Below are 16567 nucleotides of genomic sequence, written 5' to 3'. Positions count from 1 at the left end.
GGCTTCGAAAGGAGACCTCTGCTGACGGATCGATCCCGCGGGAGCGAGGGCTCCAGGACGGAGCACGATGCGACCGAGTTGCGGCCAGAACTCAGCGACGAGTAATGGCGGCTGATTGGCGACCTGTTTGCTAGCGAAAAGCCGAACGCAATGGGCGGCCGCCCGTGCTGGAAGGACCTACCCGCCAGGTTCCCGTCGTACCCGACCTGCTGGCGGAGGTTCGTCGAGTGGACCGAGTCGGGCGTGCTCCGGAATGCCCGGCGTCGGCTGACTGACAAGCTCGACCGGGCGGGCCAAGTCGACTGGAGCGAAGGCTTCGCCGACGCGGCGTTCGCCTCGGCTCAGAAAGGCGTAGGTGCGTAGGAAGACATGCCGCGGCGAGGGGACCAAGGTGATCGTCCTGGCCGATGGCCAGCGCCTTCCTCTGGCCATCCATATCGAGTCAGCCAACCGTGCCGAGGTCCAGTTCATCGAGCCGCTGCTCTTCTTGGCGATCACCCCGCACGTGCCCGGCAAGCTGACCTACTACCGGACGGCCTAGCGACGCTGGATCATCAAACGCTCCATCAGCTGGCTCCACGCCTTCCGAAGGCTTGTCGTTAGTAACGATCGGCGCACTCATCTCTTCCACGGCCTTATCAAGATCGCCTGCATAGTGATCGCCATCATGAGGATCTGAGACTGGCCCAAGGCTTGCGAGGCAAGATTCATTCACGCAATTCAATGGACACGTATCAGAATGCGGCCGCTACCACTGTCTCTGCTACCGGCAATCAGGATTGGCTTAGAAGTTTTGACGAAACGAAGTCTAGTAGCCACGCAACATCTCTGCAACGCTTGCGATGCGGTAGCAGACGGCGTCCATGGCGAGCGAACTCCAGGCGTTTTGGGTGACAGCCGGGCCGTCGTGCCGTACTCGCTTCCGCTGCCGTCGCTTGTAAGCCGAAGACCGGCGGTGCGCTGTACGGCCACTGCAGCGCATGCGTCGCGGCGTGTCCTCCCAGCGGGAGCCGGTCGCCAAGGCGCACCACAACACGCCCATCAAATCGCCGTGCGCGCCCCAAGGCCGGCCGCGCTACGTCCTTCGGAAGTCGTGTGGGCTCGTGTTTGCAGTCGCCTCTGCGACCGCATAGCATGGTTTCGATAGCGGTTGGTCTGCCTTCAGATGGGGAGAGAGAAAGATGCGAACTTCATGGGGCCTCGTGGCTTCTACGATCTGTTTTGCGGGCGTCTTTTGGCTGAGTTCTGCGGGGGTCGAAGTGGTCGCCCAGTCGCCTCAGAACGCGGACAACAATCAGACGCAACCCGACCAAGCGCCGCGTCAGCGCCGCTCCCGCCCCCGTCCGGCGAGAAGCTCGGAGGAGAGCAAGCTGCTCCGCGGCAAGTACGGGCCGGAGCGCGCAAATAACGACCTGCTGTACTACTACCTCGACGTGCGGATCGACCCGGCCCGTCGAACCGTCTCTGGAAAGAACACCATCCGCTTCAAGATGCTCGAGGACGGGTCACGCATTCAGATAGACCTCCGTGACATCCTGCGGGTCGACGGGATCTCATTCGCCAACGCCGAGCTTGAGTACGAACGGCAGGCAGACTCAATTTTCATCGACTTCCCCCACACGCTCGAGGAGGGCAAAACCTACTCCATTGAGGTTTCCTATTCCGGCAAACCCACGCCGATCGGCCGCTTTGGTAGCTTGGCGTTCGAAGAGGATCCGGCCGGCCGGCCGTGGGTGTACACGGCCTGCGAAGAAGAAGGCGGGGCGATGTGGTGGCCATGCAAGGACCAGTGGTGCGACGAGGTGGAGAGCATGGACATCAGCGTCGCCGTGCCGAATGGACTAACCGGCGTTTCCAACGGGCGGCTGGTTGGTTCGACCGATCTTGGCGACGGCTTCACCCGTTGGGACTGGCGCGTCTCGTACCCCATCAACTGCTATTGTGTGTCCCTCAATATCGGCAGCTACGTCCACTTCGAAGAAGATTGGGACGACCTGACTCTTGACTACTATGTACTGCCGGAGGCGCTCGACAAAGCCAAGTCACAGTTCGTCCAAGTGCGGAGCATGCTTGAAGCGTTTGAACACCACTACGGTGAGTACCCCTTCAAGCGTGACGGCTACAAGCTCATACACGTCCCGTACACCGGCATGGAGCACCAGAGTGCCGTGACCTACGGCAACGGTTTCCGCAACGGGTTTGTTGGCCGTGGCGCTGGCGCCGGCTTGAAGTTCGACTTTATTATCATCCACGAGAGTGGTCACGAGTGGTTCGGCAACGCCGTTAGCGCGGCCGATCGCGCCGATATGTGGATCCACGAGGGCTGGACGAACTACCTCGAGAGCGTGTACGTCGAGTACCACTTCGGTTACGCGGAGGCGATGGCCTACCTCAACCATGGCAAGCGACAGGTGGCCAATCGTCGGCCGGTGGTGGGCGAACGCGGCGTGTATGCTACCCCGCCAGGAGACCAGTACAAGAAGGGCTCGCTGTTTCTCAATACGCTACGCAGCGTTGTTAACGACGACACAGTTTGGTGGAAGCTGCAGCGAGACTTCTTTCAGAGGTTCAAGTACAAGAACATTCTGACCGAGGACGTGGCCGAGTTCTTCAACGCCGAAACGGGCCTTGAGCTCGCCCCGATCTTCGAACAGTACCTTCGCCATGCCGCCATCCCCGTGCTCGAATTGAGGTTCGACGAGGATGGCGACAGCGTCTCCTATCGCTGGCAAGCGGACGTGGAGGGCTTTGCAATGCCAGTCAAGGTTGGCGCCCCCACCGCGTGGCAGACCATCACGCCTACCGACAAGTGGCAGTCGCTGACGACTCCGCTGTCGATGAGCGACTTTCAGGTCGCGACCAACCTGTACTACATCGAAGTCGAGAAAGAATAGAACCTAGGTTTCGTCGCGGAATGACGACCGGCCCCCTCCTGGCGCCCCGGGCAGGCCGGAGACCACGGTTCTGCATGCCAGACTCATTTGTGGTTCCATCGTCATGCTTTCCAGCTTGCGGCGTTTGGCGCGGGTGGGCGCCATTACGCATAATGATACCGACGCGATTGACCGCGCCGCCCGCCGACCAACCGTCCACGCCCCGCACCCACTCCGATGTCAGCGACAAGCACTCTGGCCCAAGGTCGTTCCGTGAAACTGGCTTACCGATTATTCTTCGCCGCTTTGCTTTGCACAACGACCGTGGCGCGGGCAGATGACGAGCAGGACGAGTACGTCGACCCGATGCAGGCAACCCCTGTGTTCGAGGAAGGCGAGGCCCAGATTGTTGATGGGTTCAAGGACGCCGCCTACTGGCTGCGACAGGACCTGTGGGTAGAGACCGATTTCGACTCCGACAACGACGGCCGCCTCGACCGGATGCACGTCAGCGTCACGCGGCCGCGGCAGACGGAACTCGCCGGGCTCAAGCTGCCGGTGGTCTACGTCTCAAGTCCCTATTTCGCAGGCACCGCTCCCACCGGCAAGAAGTACTTCTGGGATCCCCACCAAGAACTCGGCGGCGAGCCCAAGAAACGCACGTCCGCCCCGGCGATCGTGCGCAAGGGCATGCGGCCGTTGATCTCCAAGTCTCACACAGAGGCGTGGGTGCCCCGCGGCTACACCGTGGTGCACTCGTCGTCGCCCGGCACCGGGCTCTCGCAAGGCTGCCCGACCGTTGGCGGCAAGAACGAGTCGCTCGCCCCCAAGGCGGTCATCGATTGGCTCTGTGGCCGCGCCGACGGTTTCACCACGCCCGACGGCTTTGAGCGCGTCTCGGCCGGGTGGTGCAGCGGAAAGATTGGCATGATTGGCACCTCGTACAACGGCACGCTGCCCCTGGCCGCGGCGACGACCGGCGTCGAAGGCCTCGAGGCGATCATCCCGGTCGCCCCCAACACGTCGTACTACCATTACTACCGCTCAAACGGCCTGGTGCGTCACCCGGGCGGCTACTTAGGCGAAGACATCGACTGCCTTTACGAGTTCATCCACTCCGGCGCTGAGGCGATGCGCGCACACTGCGACTGCGAAATCCGCGACACGCTGTTCCGTCAGAACCAGGACCGCGTCAACGGCGACTACAACGACTTCTGGAAGAGCCGCGACTACCTGCACCAACTCGGCCCAATGAAGTGCGCGCTGTTCATGTCCCACGGCTTCAACGATTGGAACGTGATGCCCGAGCACAGCTACCGCATCTTCAACGCCGTGAGAGAGAAGGGACTGCCCGCCCAGGTCTACTACCACCAGGGCGGCCACGGGGGCGAGCCCCCGATGAAGCTCATGAACCGCTGGTTCACCCACTACCTGCACGGAGTCGACAACGGCGTTGAGGACGACAGCAAGGCCTGGATCACGCGCGAGGGCGACCAACGCGATAAGCCGACCGCCTACTACCGCTACCCCCACCCCAAGGCCGCGCCGGTGGAACTCCACCTGACCCGCGGCGCCCCCGAACGGGGCCGGCTCCGCAGGCGGGTCCGCCGTGAGCAGGGCGTTGAGACGCTGGTCGACAACTACTCGTTCAATGGCGAGGCGCTTGCCCGCGCCGAATGGACCCGCCACCGATTGCTCTATGCCACTCGGGAGCTCAAGCAGCCGCTGCATCTTTCGGGCATTGCGGAGGTCACCGTGCGGATGGCCTGCGATCGGCCGGCGGCGAACCTTTCCGTCTGGCTCATTTCCCTACCGTGGAACGAGCGCCGCGGCGCCAAGATCACGGACAATATCATCACCCGCGGCTGGGCAGACCCGCAGAACCGCGATTCGCTCACCGAGACCAAGCCGCTCGTGCCGGGCGAGTTTGTCGACGTCACCTTCCAGCTCCAGCCCGACGACCAGATTATCCCCGCCAAGCAACAGATCGGCCTGATGATCTTCTCCAGCGACCAGGACTTCACCCTGTGGCCCAAGCCGGGCGCGGAACTGAGCGTCGACCTCGATGGCACATCGCTCACGCTCCCGGTCGTCGACGGCAGGAGGGGGTGGCGACGGGCATTCCGAGAGCCTGAGCCTGAACCGGCGCCGGAGAGGTCAGATCAGGCAGAAGATGAAGAAGAGGCAGAGAAGGCCGAAGTGGAGCCCAGCAACGAAGCGACATGAGCGGCCGCGCACTGCGTCGGTTTCTGGCGAATCGCCGTCAGCAAGCCCATGGGGGCGCCAAGTCGGAGCTCAGCGGGCTCCAAGCCGAAGCCCAGGCGGCAGGGGGAGGTCGCCAACTATCGTCTTATCGCCGAGCGGCGGATAGCGATAAACTCGCCCCCCGCGATCAAAGCCCAGTTGCGACACCAACGCTGCTAGGCGGCCGAAACTCGCCGGAACGCTGCCCGGGCCTACGGCGTGCCATCGCGGTCGTCGGCGCCGGCGTCACGCGGTTGCTGGCCGCTAGCTTGCGCGTCCTGATTAGAGCGTTCGCTGCGGCCCTCTCCATCAGCGGCGCGTCGCCCGCGGCTGTTGCTGCGGCCGCGTCGACCGCCCTGCTCGAGCAGCTCTGGGTTGGCCGCCGCGGCCTGAACACGCGGCGAGTTGTTGTTGTTGAACACAGGAATCTCGGAGCGGCCGATCCCCTCCAGGTGGGCTAGTTCCGCCGCGGGTCGCATGGGACTGCCGTCGGGGTTTGTGGCTGTCGTCTTGATGTACCGCCACTCGCCATCGCCGTAGACTTCCTCAAGCAGGGCCGCGAGGGGCGGGTCTTTGTCTTTCACTTCTTGGCGGGTGCTAATGCCGCCCGAGTTTCTCGGGTTGGCGTTGTTGAACCAGGCCTGGGCGCCTTCGGCCCAGAACTCGTGCTCGTTGGAGCCTCCGTACACATTGCCCGGGCGGCCGTTGCGTCCGTGATCGCGATTCCAGGCGAAGATGCGGCCGGGCGGCGCGATTCCGTCGCCCGGGAAACGCGAGGCCTCAAGCGCTTCGCGGAGCTTATCCCAAAAAGGCCCGCGGTTGCGACGGCTGCTCTGTGTGACGCCGATCGCAGTGAGGGTCGTGTGCGCGAATTCGTGAATGGTGATATTCTCGCCGGAGCCTTGGCGGCCGTTGCCCCCGTAACGGTCGCCCTGAAGATTCAAGAGGTTCTCTTCGCCGCACGAACACCAGGGCATACCACCCAGCCCGCGTGAGCGATTGTCTTGAAACACCGCCTCAGCCAACGACCTTTCGCCTCGGCGGTTGTTCTCGGGAAGATCCATGGTGAACTCCACGACCGAAAGGATGGCCAGCCGGATCTTGAGCGGCTGAAACATATCCTTGACCCACTTAGGACTGTCGTGGAACGTATGGTCCATCGTATAAGCGGCCTCGAGCAGGGCGTAATCGGAAACCCGTTGCGATCCGACGACCAGGATCCCGTTAATCTTAAGCCCCTTCTTGTAGAAACGATCGAGGCTGTAGCTGTCGTAGATCTCGTCGGAGAGAGCAAACACGCCGACCGGCTCGTGCTTGACGACGTTGCCATCGGCGTCTCGAGTGTCGATCGGCTTGTACGTGTTCGTGGTTGAGACGCCGACAAAGGCGTCTCGCTCTTCGGGCGTCATGCCCGGAACGCCGCGACGTCGGTCTCCGCCACGGAGGGCCGCTGGCGCCAGCGATTCTCCGTCCCCCTGGCCCGCCGTGGCGGACTCGGCTCCGCCTTCCGATGGCGATTCGTTAGTTGACGCGCCCTGACTCGACGTGTCCTGCTGGGCCTGGGAACTACCGGCACCAAGTGCCAACACGCCCAGAGCGATCCACGCAGTTGCAACTATAGGAAACGCGCGCACGGCAATCTCCACGGCTCATGTTCTACTAGAGGGAGTTACATCCAAGCCAGATTCTAGATGCCGGCGCTGCGACTTGCCACCTGAGGCGCCGCGCCGCCAGCGATCAGTGTCCCGGCCAACGCCGGGGACTGCATTTCGAGGAAGAGCAGGAGGAACCGCAGCACCGCGACCGTGATCAATACCCCTAGCAACGCTCCGTAGAGGTACACCTCGATCAGCCGTGAGATACGGGCAGGGTCATGGATCTCTCCGATCTGAGTTGGATCCTACATTGCAACGTGTGGAGAAGCTCGCTGACGCCGCCGTCGCAGTGGGACTTATCAGCCCGGCCGCGAGACCTACCAGGGCGCCCAGAACGTGGGCGCCGGCCAGCGGGATGAACGACGCGCCGCTATGGTCGACGAACAGCGTCGAGCAGGTGGTGATCTCGAATACAATCTTTGCCAGCAGACCGGCGGCCTGTAGCGGGAAGTCGTCTCTCCGCCGGGCGTCGCGGTAGAGGCCGACGCCCAGCAACGCGAACAGCGCGGTGTCGATCCCGCTGAGCCCGCGGTAGAGGGGGATCTCCGGCAGCGCCGACTGCATGAGCACCGAGATCAGCACCGCGGAGGCCGCGACGCAGCCGGCAAACGCCGCCCGGCCCCGCCGCTCGCAGCAGGCGCCGAGCACCCCGAACACACCGAGGTCCCAGAACAGGTGGTCGCGATTCCAGTGCGTCAGGTGGCCAGTGAGCACCCGCCAGAGCTCGCCCTGGGCGATCAGCTCGCGGTCGAACTCCAGCGCCGCCGCCAGACCGGGCGCGAGGGTAGCCAGCACGGCGGCGGCCGCCACGGCGCAAGTGACCGGCGCGTCGGCGACGGCCGCCAGCCACGACCGGTGGCGCGCGAGGGCAGCGGTTATCATAACGTCTCTCCTGCAGGACCGTAGCGGGGGAACGCTTGAGAAGGCGCAGGGCCGTGCTAGCACGGCCCTGCACGCGTCAACTCACCGCGGCGGACGTCACGCCTCGGTCGATTCGCGAGCTCGCCGGGCGGCCGCGGCGGCGCCGCCCATGCCCAACAAGAGGGCGGCGCTGATCGGGTCGAGCGCCCCTCCGCCGCCGCCCGAGACAGAACGGCTCCCGCGGGTCGGCAGATCGAAGCCCTGCCGCGGGGCGGGCGGTTGCCGATTAGCCTGAGGGGCAGTGACGGCCGGCACGGACGCGCCGCTGGGCGCCGCTTTGACGTCGGTGGAAACGAACGAATGAGTTTCCCGCTGCGGTACCAGGCCGGCGAGCGACTCGTCACGCAGCTGCTCCAGTCGGGCGCGGAACTGCGCCTGCGCGGCGCGGTCGCGGTCGGTCCGTGCGGCGTTGCGCCGTTCGATCTTCCAGCGCTTGTACTCGGCGTCGTTCTCCAGCACGATAAACGACGCGTACTCGCTCACCACCGAGTACTCCTCGCAGAGCGACACAACCTCGTTGACAACGCCGGGCGACTCGCCGTCGCGGCGCATGTCGCGGAGCAGCCGTTGCACGCGGTGGGAGGCCCACATGCGCTCGATCTCGGGGTTCGCGTCGTCCTGTTCGGACAGGTCCACTGTGACAGTCTGCTCGAAGGGCGCGCCCATCACCTCGCCCTCGACATGCATCACCACGGCGCCGCTGTCGCGGTAACGGCCGTACATCCGCACGGGCGATCCGTGGAACAGGTTGGGCAGCTCCTGCGGCTCGACGTCGTACACGCCGCCGCCGGCGAACTTGATTGAGAGGTTCGTTCCGACCGGGTGCACGAGCTTGCGGCGGAAGGCCTTGGCCTGCCGGTCGAAGTAGTCGCCCCGCGAGATGAACGACGCCAGCCCGCCGGCGCCCTCGGCCAGCTGCGAAAGCAGCGGCCGGTTGACCTCGTTGCCCACGCCGATGCAGAACACCCGGCAGTTGGCCGGTCGCTGGCGGATGAGCTCGACCAGCTCGCGCTGCTCGCGGTGTTCGGTCATGCCGTCCGACAGGATGACCACGTTGAGCGGACGGTCGGGATCGCGGTACTGGTAGGCGGCGCCGATGGCGGGCCGGAGAACCGTCCCACCGCGGGCGCGCTGGGTCTGCAGGTAGTCGTCGGCCCCCTCCCGGGCCGACTCGTCGGCCGGACGCAGGCTCTTGAACAGCGGCGCCGGCGTTACGTTGAACGGAATTACCTCCAGCCGGTCTTCCGCGTCGAGCTGTTCAATGAACGCCGCCACCGCGCGGCGCGAGGTGGCGAGCTTCGAGTCGCTGGCCATGCTGCCGGAGATGTCGAGCACGAACACGTAGTCCATGCCGCCGGCCGCGTCGTCCAACTCGGCGCCGGCGGTGAAGGTGAGCTGGAAGTAGCCGTCTGCGCCCGAGCGGTGCGACGTGATCAGATCGACTCCGGTCTGCGGTCGCTTCAGGCCGACGTGCAGCACAAAGTCGCGCGAGAGGTCGCCGCCGCTAAGCTCAAGGCTGGCCCGTCGGTAGTGTTCGCCAAAGGCGGCGGTCACAACGTCCTCGCCGTGTGACGGGCTGGCGAGTTCGACGATCGGCGCCTCGTTCTTCACGTCGACTGTCACGGCGAACCGGCCCTGCGTCCGCTGGTCGATCTCCGCCCGAGTCACGGTCGCCAGCGGGTACACGTAGGTCGCCGCGTCGTGGTCGACATCGAGCTCCTGGTAGTAGGTCACCTGCACCCGCTGTTCGGCGCCGGCCGGGATGGGGAAGACACGCATCTCAAATGTCTTGTAGTCGACCTGCTCGAGCAGGCCCGGGTCGCGTCGGGTCTGCTTGTAGCTTTCGTAGATCTCGCGGGCGCGTTTCTTCTCGACGACCTCGCCGATCATCTCCTTGCCCTGGATCCACATGCTGAAGTTGCTGACGCTGGCGCCCTTGGGAACCGGGAACGTGTACAGCGCTTCGACGATGCGTTGCTCGGTGTTGCGGAACACCTGAGTGACCTCCGTCACCGCGACGCCGTTGTTGATGGTTACCTTGACGTCGTGCTCCTCGAGCGTGAGCACCCCACCAAAACCGTTGTCCGCGATCAGCAGGCCCGCCGCATCGGCGGCCGGCCCTTGTGCAGCGACGGCTACCGCAAATCCAACGGCGGCCGCGAGCCCCAGAGTTCTTGCTTGGGAGACCAACATGCTTGTCCTTCACTTCCAGATAGGGAGAACGGGGGTTCCAAATCTGGTAGCGTGCTAGGCAAGCCCGGCGCCAATGCGCCTGCTGCGACATAAGTGCCTTGAAAGCAAAGGCTTATGGCGTTCGTCGCGCGATCACCAGTCTTGGGCCTTGCATCGGTTGCCGGCGCCAAATGATCGCAGCTGTACGCTGTGTGTATGCCTGCTGGGTGCCGAACGTTGGCCGAGACGGGCGTATCGCCCGAGAATACGGCAGCTTCAGGCGCCCCGTCCGGGCTGCGGCAGACGCGCGGACGCAAGAGTGCCAAGACATGACTCGACCGCATATCGGATCCGCTCGTAGGCCTACGTTGGCGGACTCTCCAATTCGGCGGTGGTGGGAGTCGCCATGATCTCGCGGACGGTCGTCTCGATCGTCGCGCAGATGGGGTCCAGCTCGAGCCGGTCGCTGCCAACCTGGAACGGGTGCTCGACGCGCTCCGCGATATCCTCAGCGGCGATCACGCAGTAGCTGGTCAGGAACATGATTGCCGGCGTCAGCCAGCCGAAATCGGTGGCGAGGCCCCACGGCAGCGTCAGCAGGAACAGGGCGATCAGGTGGTGCAGCAGCACGCGGAACGACGCCGCGATCGGCGTGTTCTTGATCCGCTCGCAGCCGCCACAGACCTCAAGCATCACCTTGGCCTCGCGGTCGAGCATCAGGAACTCCCCGTACTGGATAACGCCGGACCGCTTCCAGTTTTCGCAGATGCCGTACACCTGATTGGCGATCCAGCCGCAGCGGTGCTTCACGCCAGTAGCCGGCAGCCCCGCGATTTGATCCGCCTCCGGCGGCATCATTCGGAGGTGGTTGCGCAGCTCCTGCGGGAACGCGACGAGCAGCTCGGTCAGCCGATCGCGGGCCGGGTCGTCCCTTGGGGTCAGCGTGTTGGCCTTGGCCGCCAGGTTTCGGAGGGCGTTGACGAGCTGGCCCCAGAGTGTGCGCCCTTCCCACCAACGGTCGAACGCACGGTTGATGCGGAAAGCCAGCAACAGGCCAATCACAAGCGACATGGCCGCCTCGAGCCCTGGTGGCAGGTCGGCGTAGTTGGCGTACTGCCCCTGCTCTTTGAGCACCGCCAGCACGCTGTAGGCGGCAAGCAGCACACACCAGGCTGCGGTGCGCAGGAGCGCGGGCGTTGGGAGGATCCATTGAAGCAACAGACGAGTCTCCGCGGGGTGACAGGGCCGGGGACCGACTAGTGTGCCGCGCGGGGAAGGCCGCCGCCACCCCGGCGCGGTTAGGCGGCTTCGGCTGCATCCGCGGACAGATCGGTCGGCTGGCGGCGCCGCGGGGGGCCCGTCTTGCGATTCGAAGCGGGCGGGTCGGTCGCCGGCACCTCGAGCTCGGACCGCAGCCGTTCCAACTCGCCGACCATCCGCTCGCGCACCGCACGGTACACAGGGTTTCCGGCGACATTGTTGAGCTCGTTGGGGTCGTGAAGCAGGTCGTAGAGCTCCCACTCGTCAACGTCGGGTTCGTAGAAGCGGATCAGCTTGTAGCGGCCGTCGGTCACTCCGTAGTGTCGGCGGACGTAGTGCCAGCCCGGGTATTCGTAGTAGTGGTAGTAGAACGTCTTACGCCAGTCGTCGGGCGATTCGCCTGCCAGCAGCGGCGCCAGCGACCGGCCCTGCATGTCGGCGGGAACTTCCGCGCCGGCCGCCTGGAGGAAGGTTGCGGCGTAGTCGAGCGGCGACACGATGTGGTCGTCGAACCGGCCCGCCTCGACCACGCCCGGCCACCGCACTAGGCACGGGGTGCGGAGCGATTCTTCGTACATCCAGCGCTTGTCGAACCAGCCGTGCTCGCCAAGGTAAAAACCTTGGTCGGACGAATAAATGACCAGCGTGTTGTCGGCCAGCCCCGACTCGTCGAGCCAGTCGAGCACCCTGCCGAGCTGCTCATCAACCGAATCGATGCACCGCAGGTAGTCCTTGATGTAGCGCTGGTACTTCCACCGCACCAGGTCCCGGCCCGTCAGGTTCGCCGCTTCCATCGCGCGGTTCTTAGGCCCGTAGGCCGCCTCGAACGCGGCACGCTGCTCGTCGGTGAGGTTGCGGGGGAAGTCGAGCTTCAGGTCCAGGCGGTCCATCGTCTCGGCGATGGTCATGTCCTGGTGCTTGACCGCGCTGCCCCGGTGGGCGTAGTCTTCGAAAAGCGTCGGGGGCTCTGGGATCGTGACGTCGTCGTACAGGTGCAGCTTGCTGATGGGGGGGGACCACTCGCGGTGGGGCGCCTTCTGCTGGTACATCAGCATAAAGGGCTTGTCCGAGTCCCGCTTGTTCTGCAGCCAGTCGAGCGCCAGGTCGGTCACGATCTCGGTGCAGTACCCCTCGACTCGCCGCTCGCCGTCCTCGCTCAGCAGGACCGGGTTGTAGTACGTGCCCTGGCCCCGCAGGATGTCCCAGTAGTCGAACCCGGTAGGCTGGCTGCCCAGGTGCCACTTGCCGATGACGGCCGTCTGGTACCCGGCTTGCTGCAGCAGTTTGGGGAAGGTCGGCTGCGTGCCGTCGAAGGTGTTCCCGTTGTTGAGGAAGCCGTTCTTGTGACTGTACTTGCCGGTCAGCACCACGGCGCGGCACGGGCCGCAGATCGAATTCGGCACGTAGCAGCGGTTGAACCGCAGCCCCTCCATCGCGATGCGGTCGATGTTGGGCGTGTGGTTGATCCGCGACCCGTAGGCGCTGATCGCCTGGGTGGCGTGGTCGTCGTTGAAGATCAGCAGGATGTTGGGGCGGTCGCCGGCCAAACTCTCGACTGCCGGAACAACGGACAGCGCCGCCAGGATCGCCGCCAGACGAATATGCATGATGTCGCTCGAGTGGTTTGTGGGCACTGTAAGCCTCGATTCTAGTCGAACTCGCCGAGCCCTTGCAAACTAGGACCACGGCCTCCCGCGGCGTCAGTGGTCATGGTGTTCGTCGTCTTCGGCGTGCGGCAGCGAGCCGCGGAACTGCTTGCCGCCGATCCGCACGACAAGCTGCCCCTCGGCGTGGCCGTGAGCCAGTTCCTTAAGCAGGTCGGCGTCAGCTGAGGTAAACCGGGAACCGGCGCTGGCCGGGTCCGACGCGTCCGGCGCCGCGGCAAGCTTGAACTGCTGGGGCTGGCCGTCGTGGGTGAGGTTGAGCGTTAGCTCTGCCGCGTCGATCGAAACCGCGCTGGTCGCCGCCGCATCCAGCAGATAAACGGAAACCTCTCCGGCTTGCTCATTGTGCACAACCTCGGCGTGGTACTGCTCGTCACCTAGCTCCACTAGGGCGCCGTGATGGGGGCCCTCGGTTGGGTGATCGTGAACAGCATGATCGCTGCTCTCGACCGCAGGCGGCGCCGTACGTGACGCCGGGCCGCAGCCGCCCAGTACTACGGCAAACGTACAACCCAACGCGGCGAAAGCAGATTTGGTAGACATCAAGAACTCCGTTGCTTGGAAGGGGAATAAGTAGTGCCAATCAGCGAGATTCGCCGTCCCGGGTCACGAGAGCGACCGCATCATCCGCCGCGTGGAGCGAACGCTGCGCGGCGCCCACACCGATGGACCAGAAGAGCGCGGGACGGACGAGAAACTCCAGCAGAGTGCAAGAGATCAGGCCGCCGATGATCACGGTCGCCACCGGGTACAGGATCTCTTTGCCGGGCTCGCCCGCGGAGAGTGCCAGCGGGACCAGGCCGATTCCAGACGTCAGCGCGGTCATGAGCATCGGGGCCAGCCGCTCCTGCCCCGCCCTGACCACCATGCCCGGCGTCCAGCCCTCGCCCTCATAGCGGACCAGGTTGAGGTAGTGGTTGAGCAGGAGGATGCCGTTGCGGGAGGCGATTCCGCACAGCGAGACAAACCCCACCATGCTGGCAATCGTCAGCGTCTGGCCCGTCAGCCACAACGCGGCGACGCTGCCGATGAAGGCCATTGGCAACGCCGCCATCACCTGGAGCGCCAGGTTGGCGGAGTGGAACATCTTGTACAGCAGCAAGAACATTGCCGCGAGCGACACCAGGAACAGCGCGCCGATCACACGCGATGCCGAACGCTGGCTCTCAAACTGCCCGCCGTACTCAAGGAAGTATCCGGTGGGCAGCTCCTGCGCGATCGGCTCAAGCCGTTGCTTGATGTCGTCGACCACGTCCACCAGACCGCGTCCCGAGACGTTGCACTGCACCGAGATCCGCCTGCTCACCTGCTCTCGGTTGATGGTGTTGGGACCCCCGGCCCGGTAGATGTTGGCGACATCCTCCAGCTTGACGCTGCCGCCGCCCGGCAGGTCGATCCGCAGTCGGCGGAGCGCGTCTAGGTCTTCGCGGCGCCGCTCGTCGAGTCGAACCAGCAGGTCGAACTGCCGCTGCCCCTCGTACACCGGCGACACCACCTCGCCCTGCATGGCGGTCTCGATCAGCTCGTTCACGTCGGCCCTCCGCAGCCCGAAGTACCGCAGCTTGGCGCCGTCCGCTTCGATCCGCAGCTGCGGGACGATCGACTGCTGCTCCACCATCAGGTCGCGGACGCCGGGCACGCTGTCGATTGCGGCGCGGATGGCCTCGGCCTCCGCCCGCAGCACGTCCAGGTCTGGGCCGTACAGCTTGATCGCCACCTGCGCCTTCACGCCGGAGAGCATGTGCGAAATCAGGTGCGCAAGCGGCTGTTCCGCCGACGCCGCTACGCCGGGCACCTCCGCGACGGTGTCGCTCACTTCTTCGATGATCTCTTCACGCGTTCGTGGGCTGTTCGGGTCGATCATGGCGATGAACTCGGTGACGTTCACGCCCTCGGCGTGCTCGTCGAGTTCCGCTCGGCCGGTCTTTCGCGCGAACGAGACTACATCGTCGATCTGGGCCAGGCGACCGCCGACGATCGCGGCGACGCGGTCGGACGCGGCGAGAGATGCGCCGGGCGGCAACAGCACGTTGATCTGCACGGCGCCCTCGTTGAACGGCGGCAGGAAGTCTCGTTCGAGCCCCAGGAGCCCCCAGCCGGCCGCCAGGGCGGCGGCCGACGCGCAGACTAGCACCGGCCAAGCCAGGCGGACGCTGCCGGCGATCAGCACACCGACGGCCCGCTTGAGGGCCCGTAGCAACGGCCCGTCGGACTCGCCACCGCCGCCCGCCTGCCGCCCCAGCAGCCAGTAGCACAGCACGGGCGTCAGGGTCAGCGACACCAGCAGCGACGACAGGATCGACACGATGTAGGCCACCCCCAGCGGCGTGAACAGGCGCCCCTCCATGCCCGACAGCGCGAACAACGGCACAAACACCAGCACCACAATCATCGTCCCGTAAACGATCGAGTGTCGCACTTCGACGCTTGCCTGGAACACCACCAGCAGGGCCGGTCGGGGAGAGCCATCGCGGCGGTTCTCGCGCAGCCTGCGGAAGATGTTCTCGACGTCCACGATCGCGTCGTCGACGAGCTCGCCAATGGCGACCGCCAGGCCGCCCAGCGTCATGGTGTTGACCGACATGCCCGCCGCGGCAAAGACAATTGCCGTCACCGCTATGGAAAGCGGGATCGCGGCCAGCGTGATCAGAGTCGTGCGGACGTTCAGCAGGAAGGCGAATAGGCAGACCACCACGAGCAGTGACCCGTCGCGGAGCGCTTCCATAACGTTCTGGATGGCCAGGTCGATGAACGCCCGCTGCTGGTAGAGCGTCGGCTCCAACCGGACGCCCTCGGGGAGCGACGGCCCCATCGCCGCAAGTGCGGCGGTGACATCCTTAGTGACCCGCCTGGTGTCAGCGCCGGGCTGCTTGAGCACCGTCAGCAGGACCGCGTCGCCCGGCGAGGCGGCGGCGCCGTCCGCCCGCACGTACGCGGAGCTCTCGCCCCGTTTCACCTGCGGCCCCTCCACGATCTGAGAGACTTGAGAGAGCGTGACGGACTGCCGGTCGCGGTGCGTGACCACCACCTCCTTCAGGTCGTCGACGGTCTTGATCCTGCCGATCGAGCGGACGAGGAGCTCGTTGGGCCCCTGCTCGTCGAGGTAGCCGCCGGTGGTGTTCTGGTTGCTCTCGAGGATCGCGTGCTTGACGTCGTGCAGCGACACGCCGTACTCGATCAGTCGATCCGGGTCCACCAGCACCTGCAGCTGGCGCCTGTCTCCCCCCATGACGATCACCTGCGAGACGCCGCTGATCGTCAGCAGCCGCTGGCGCACGGTCCAGTCGGCCAGCGTGCGGAGCTGCATCGGCGAGACGACCTCCCCGCCCGTCATGCCAACCACCATGATCTGCCCCATCAGCGAAGAGATGGGCATCAACTGTGGCCGCACCCCAACGGGGAGCGACTCTCGCGCCACTGCAACCCGCTCGCCGACGATCTGTCGGTCGTCGTACACGTCGGTGCCCCAGTCGAACTCGACGTAGATGACCGACAGGCCGATTCCCGACGAGCTGCGCACCGCCACGACGCCGGTCGCGCCGTTGAGCGCCGTCTCGAGGGGGAAGGTGATGAGCGACTCCACCTCTTCTGGCGCCATGCCGGGCGCCTCGGTCATGATCACCACCCGCGGGCGGTTGAGGTCCGGGAACACGTCGATCGGCAACTGGGTAGCCTGCCAGGCGCCTACGGCCAGCACAGCGATCGACGCGGCCACCACGAGCAGTCGATTGGTCAACGAGAATCGGATAATTGCGTTCAGCATGGCGTGGCTCAGCTC

The 16567-nt window shown here is 65.2% G+C and carries 12 protein-coding genes; 4 read left to right on the top strand and 8 right to left on the bottom strand.

The annotated features are described in order from the left end of the window. Nucleotides 1-150: 150 nt before the first annotated feature. The 4 genes from KOR34_RS01610 to KOR34_RS01595 all read left to right on the top strand — a co-directional run bounded on the left by KOR34_RS01610 (nt 151) and on the right by KOR34_RS01595 (nt 5099). On the top strand, nt 151-363 hold the full coding sequence (locus tag KOR34_RS01610) for a transposase (protein ID WP_146561606.1): 213 nt from the start codon (nt 151-153) through the stop codon (nt 361-363). After that, the gene (locus KOR34_RS01605; protein ID WP_146561604.1) at nt 356-541 is read left to right on the top strand and encodes a hypothetical protein; all 186 of its coding nucleotides are present in this window, start codon (nt 356-358) and stop codon (nt 539-541) included. The genes KOR34_RS01610 and KOR34_RS01605 overlap by 8 nt, the downstream gene beginning before the upstream one ends. A 640-nt stretch (nt 542-1181) precedes the next feature. Next, entirely contained in the window at nt 1182-2894 is a 1713-nt protein-coding gene (locus KOR34_RS01600) for a M1 family metallopeptidase (protein WP_146561602.1), read from the top strand. A gap of 216 nt (nt 2895-3110) precedes the next feature. Further along, entirely contained in the window at nt 3111-5099 is a 1989-nt protein-coding gene (locus KOR34_RS01595; RefSeq protein WP_146561600.1) for a Xaa-Pro dipeptidyl-peptidase, read from the top strand. A gap of 230 nt (nt 5100-5329) precedes the next feature. Here KOR34_RS01595 and KOR34_RS01590 read toward each other — a convergent pair whose 3' ends face one another. The 8 genes from KOR34_RS01590 to KOR34_RS01560 all read right to left on the bottom strand — a co-directional run bounded on the left by KOR34_RS01590 (nt 5330) and on the right by KOR34_RS01560 (nt 16552). Beyond that, nucleotides 5330-6526 carry a hypothetical protein gene (locus KOR34_RS01590; RefSeq protein ID WP_146561598.1) on the bottom strand — a complete coding sequence of 399 codons (1197 nt, stop codon included), beginning with the start codon at nt 6524-6526 and terminating at the stop codon, nt 5330-5332. 278 nt (nt 6527-6804) lie between these two features. Next, complete coding sequence (locus KOR34_RS26365) at nt 6805-6960, bottom strand: hypothetical protein (RefSeq protein WP_197531050.1); 156 nt, start codon at nt 6958-6960, stop codon at nt 6805-6807. A gap of 28 nt (nt 6961-6988) precedes the next feature. Next, nucleotides 6989-7654, bottom strand: coding sequence for a rhombosortase (gene rrtA / locus KOR34_RS01585; protein WP_146561596.1), 666 nt, complete (start codon nt 7652-7654; stop codon nt 6989-6991). A gap of 96 nt (nt 7655-7750) precedes the next feature. After that, the gene (locus tag KOR34_RS01580; RefSeq protein WP_146561594.1) at nt 7751-9886 is read right to left on the bottom strand and encodes a VIT and vWA domain-containing protein; all 2136 of its coding nucleotides are present in this window, start codon (nt 9884-9886) and stop codon (nt 7751-7753) included. A gap of 342 nt (nt 9887-10228) precedes the next feature. Beyond that, complete coding sequence (locus KOR34_RS01575) at nt 10229-11029, bottom strand: bestrophin family protein (protein WP_197531049.1); 801 nt, start codon at nt 11027-11029, stop codon at nt 10229-10231. A gap of 134 nt (nt 11030-11163) precedes the next feature. Beyond that, nucleotides 11164-12732 carry a sulfatase family protein gene (locus KOR34_RS01570; RefSeq protein WP_146561590.1) on the bottom strand — a complete coding sequence of 523 codons (1569 nt, stop codon included), beginning with the start codon at nt 12730-12732 and terminating at the stop codon, nt 11164-11166. Between the two features lie 93 nt (nt 12733-12825). Continuing rightward, the gene (locus tag KOR34_RS01565) at nt 12826-13332 is read right to left on the bottom strand and encodes a hypothetical protein (protein WP_146561588.1); all 507 of its coding nucleotides are present in this window, start codon (nt 13330-13332) and stop codon (nt 12826-12828) included. 40 nt (nt 13333-13372) lie between these two features. Next, nucleotides 13373-16552 carry an efflux RND transporter permease subunit gene (locus KOR34_RS01560; protein ID WP_146561586.1) on the bottom strand — a complete coding sequence of 1060 codons (3180 nt, stop codon included), beginning with the start codon at nt 16550-16552 and terminating at the stop codon, nt 13373-13375. Nucleotides 16553-16567 lie beyond the last annotated feature (15 nt).

This window comes from Posidoniimonas corsicana, from assembly GCF_007859765.1.
GTDB classification, from domain to species: Bacteria; Planctomycetota; Planctomycetia; order Pirellulales; family Lacipirellulaceae; genus Posidoniimonas; species Posidoniimonas corsicana.
This window is presented reverse-complemented; position numbering and strand designations above follow the sequence as displayed.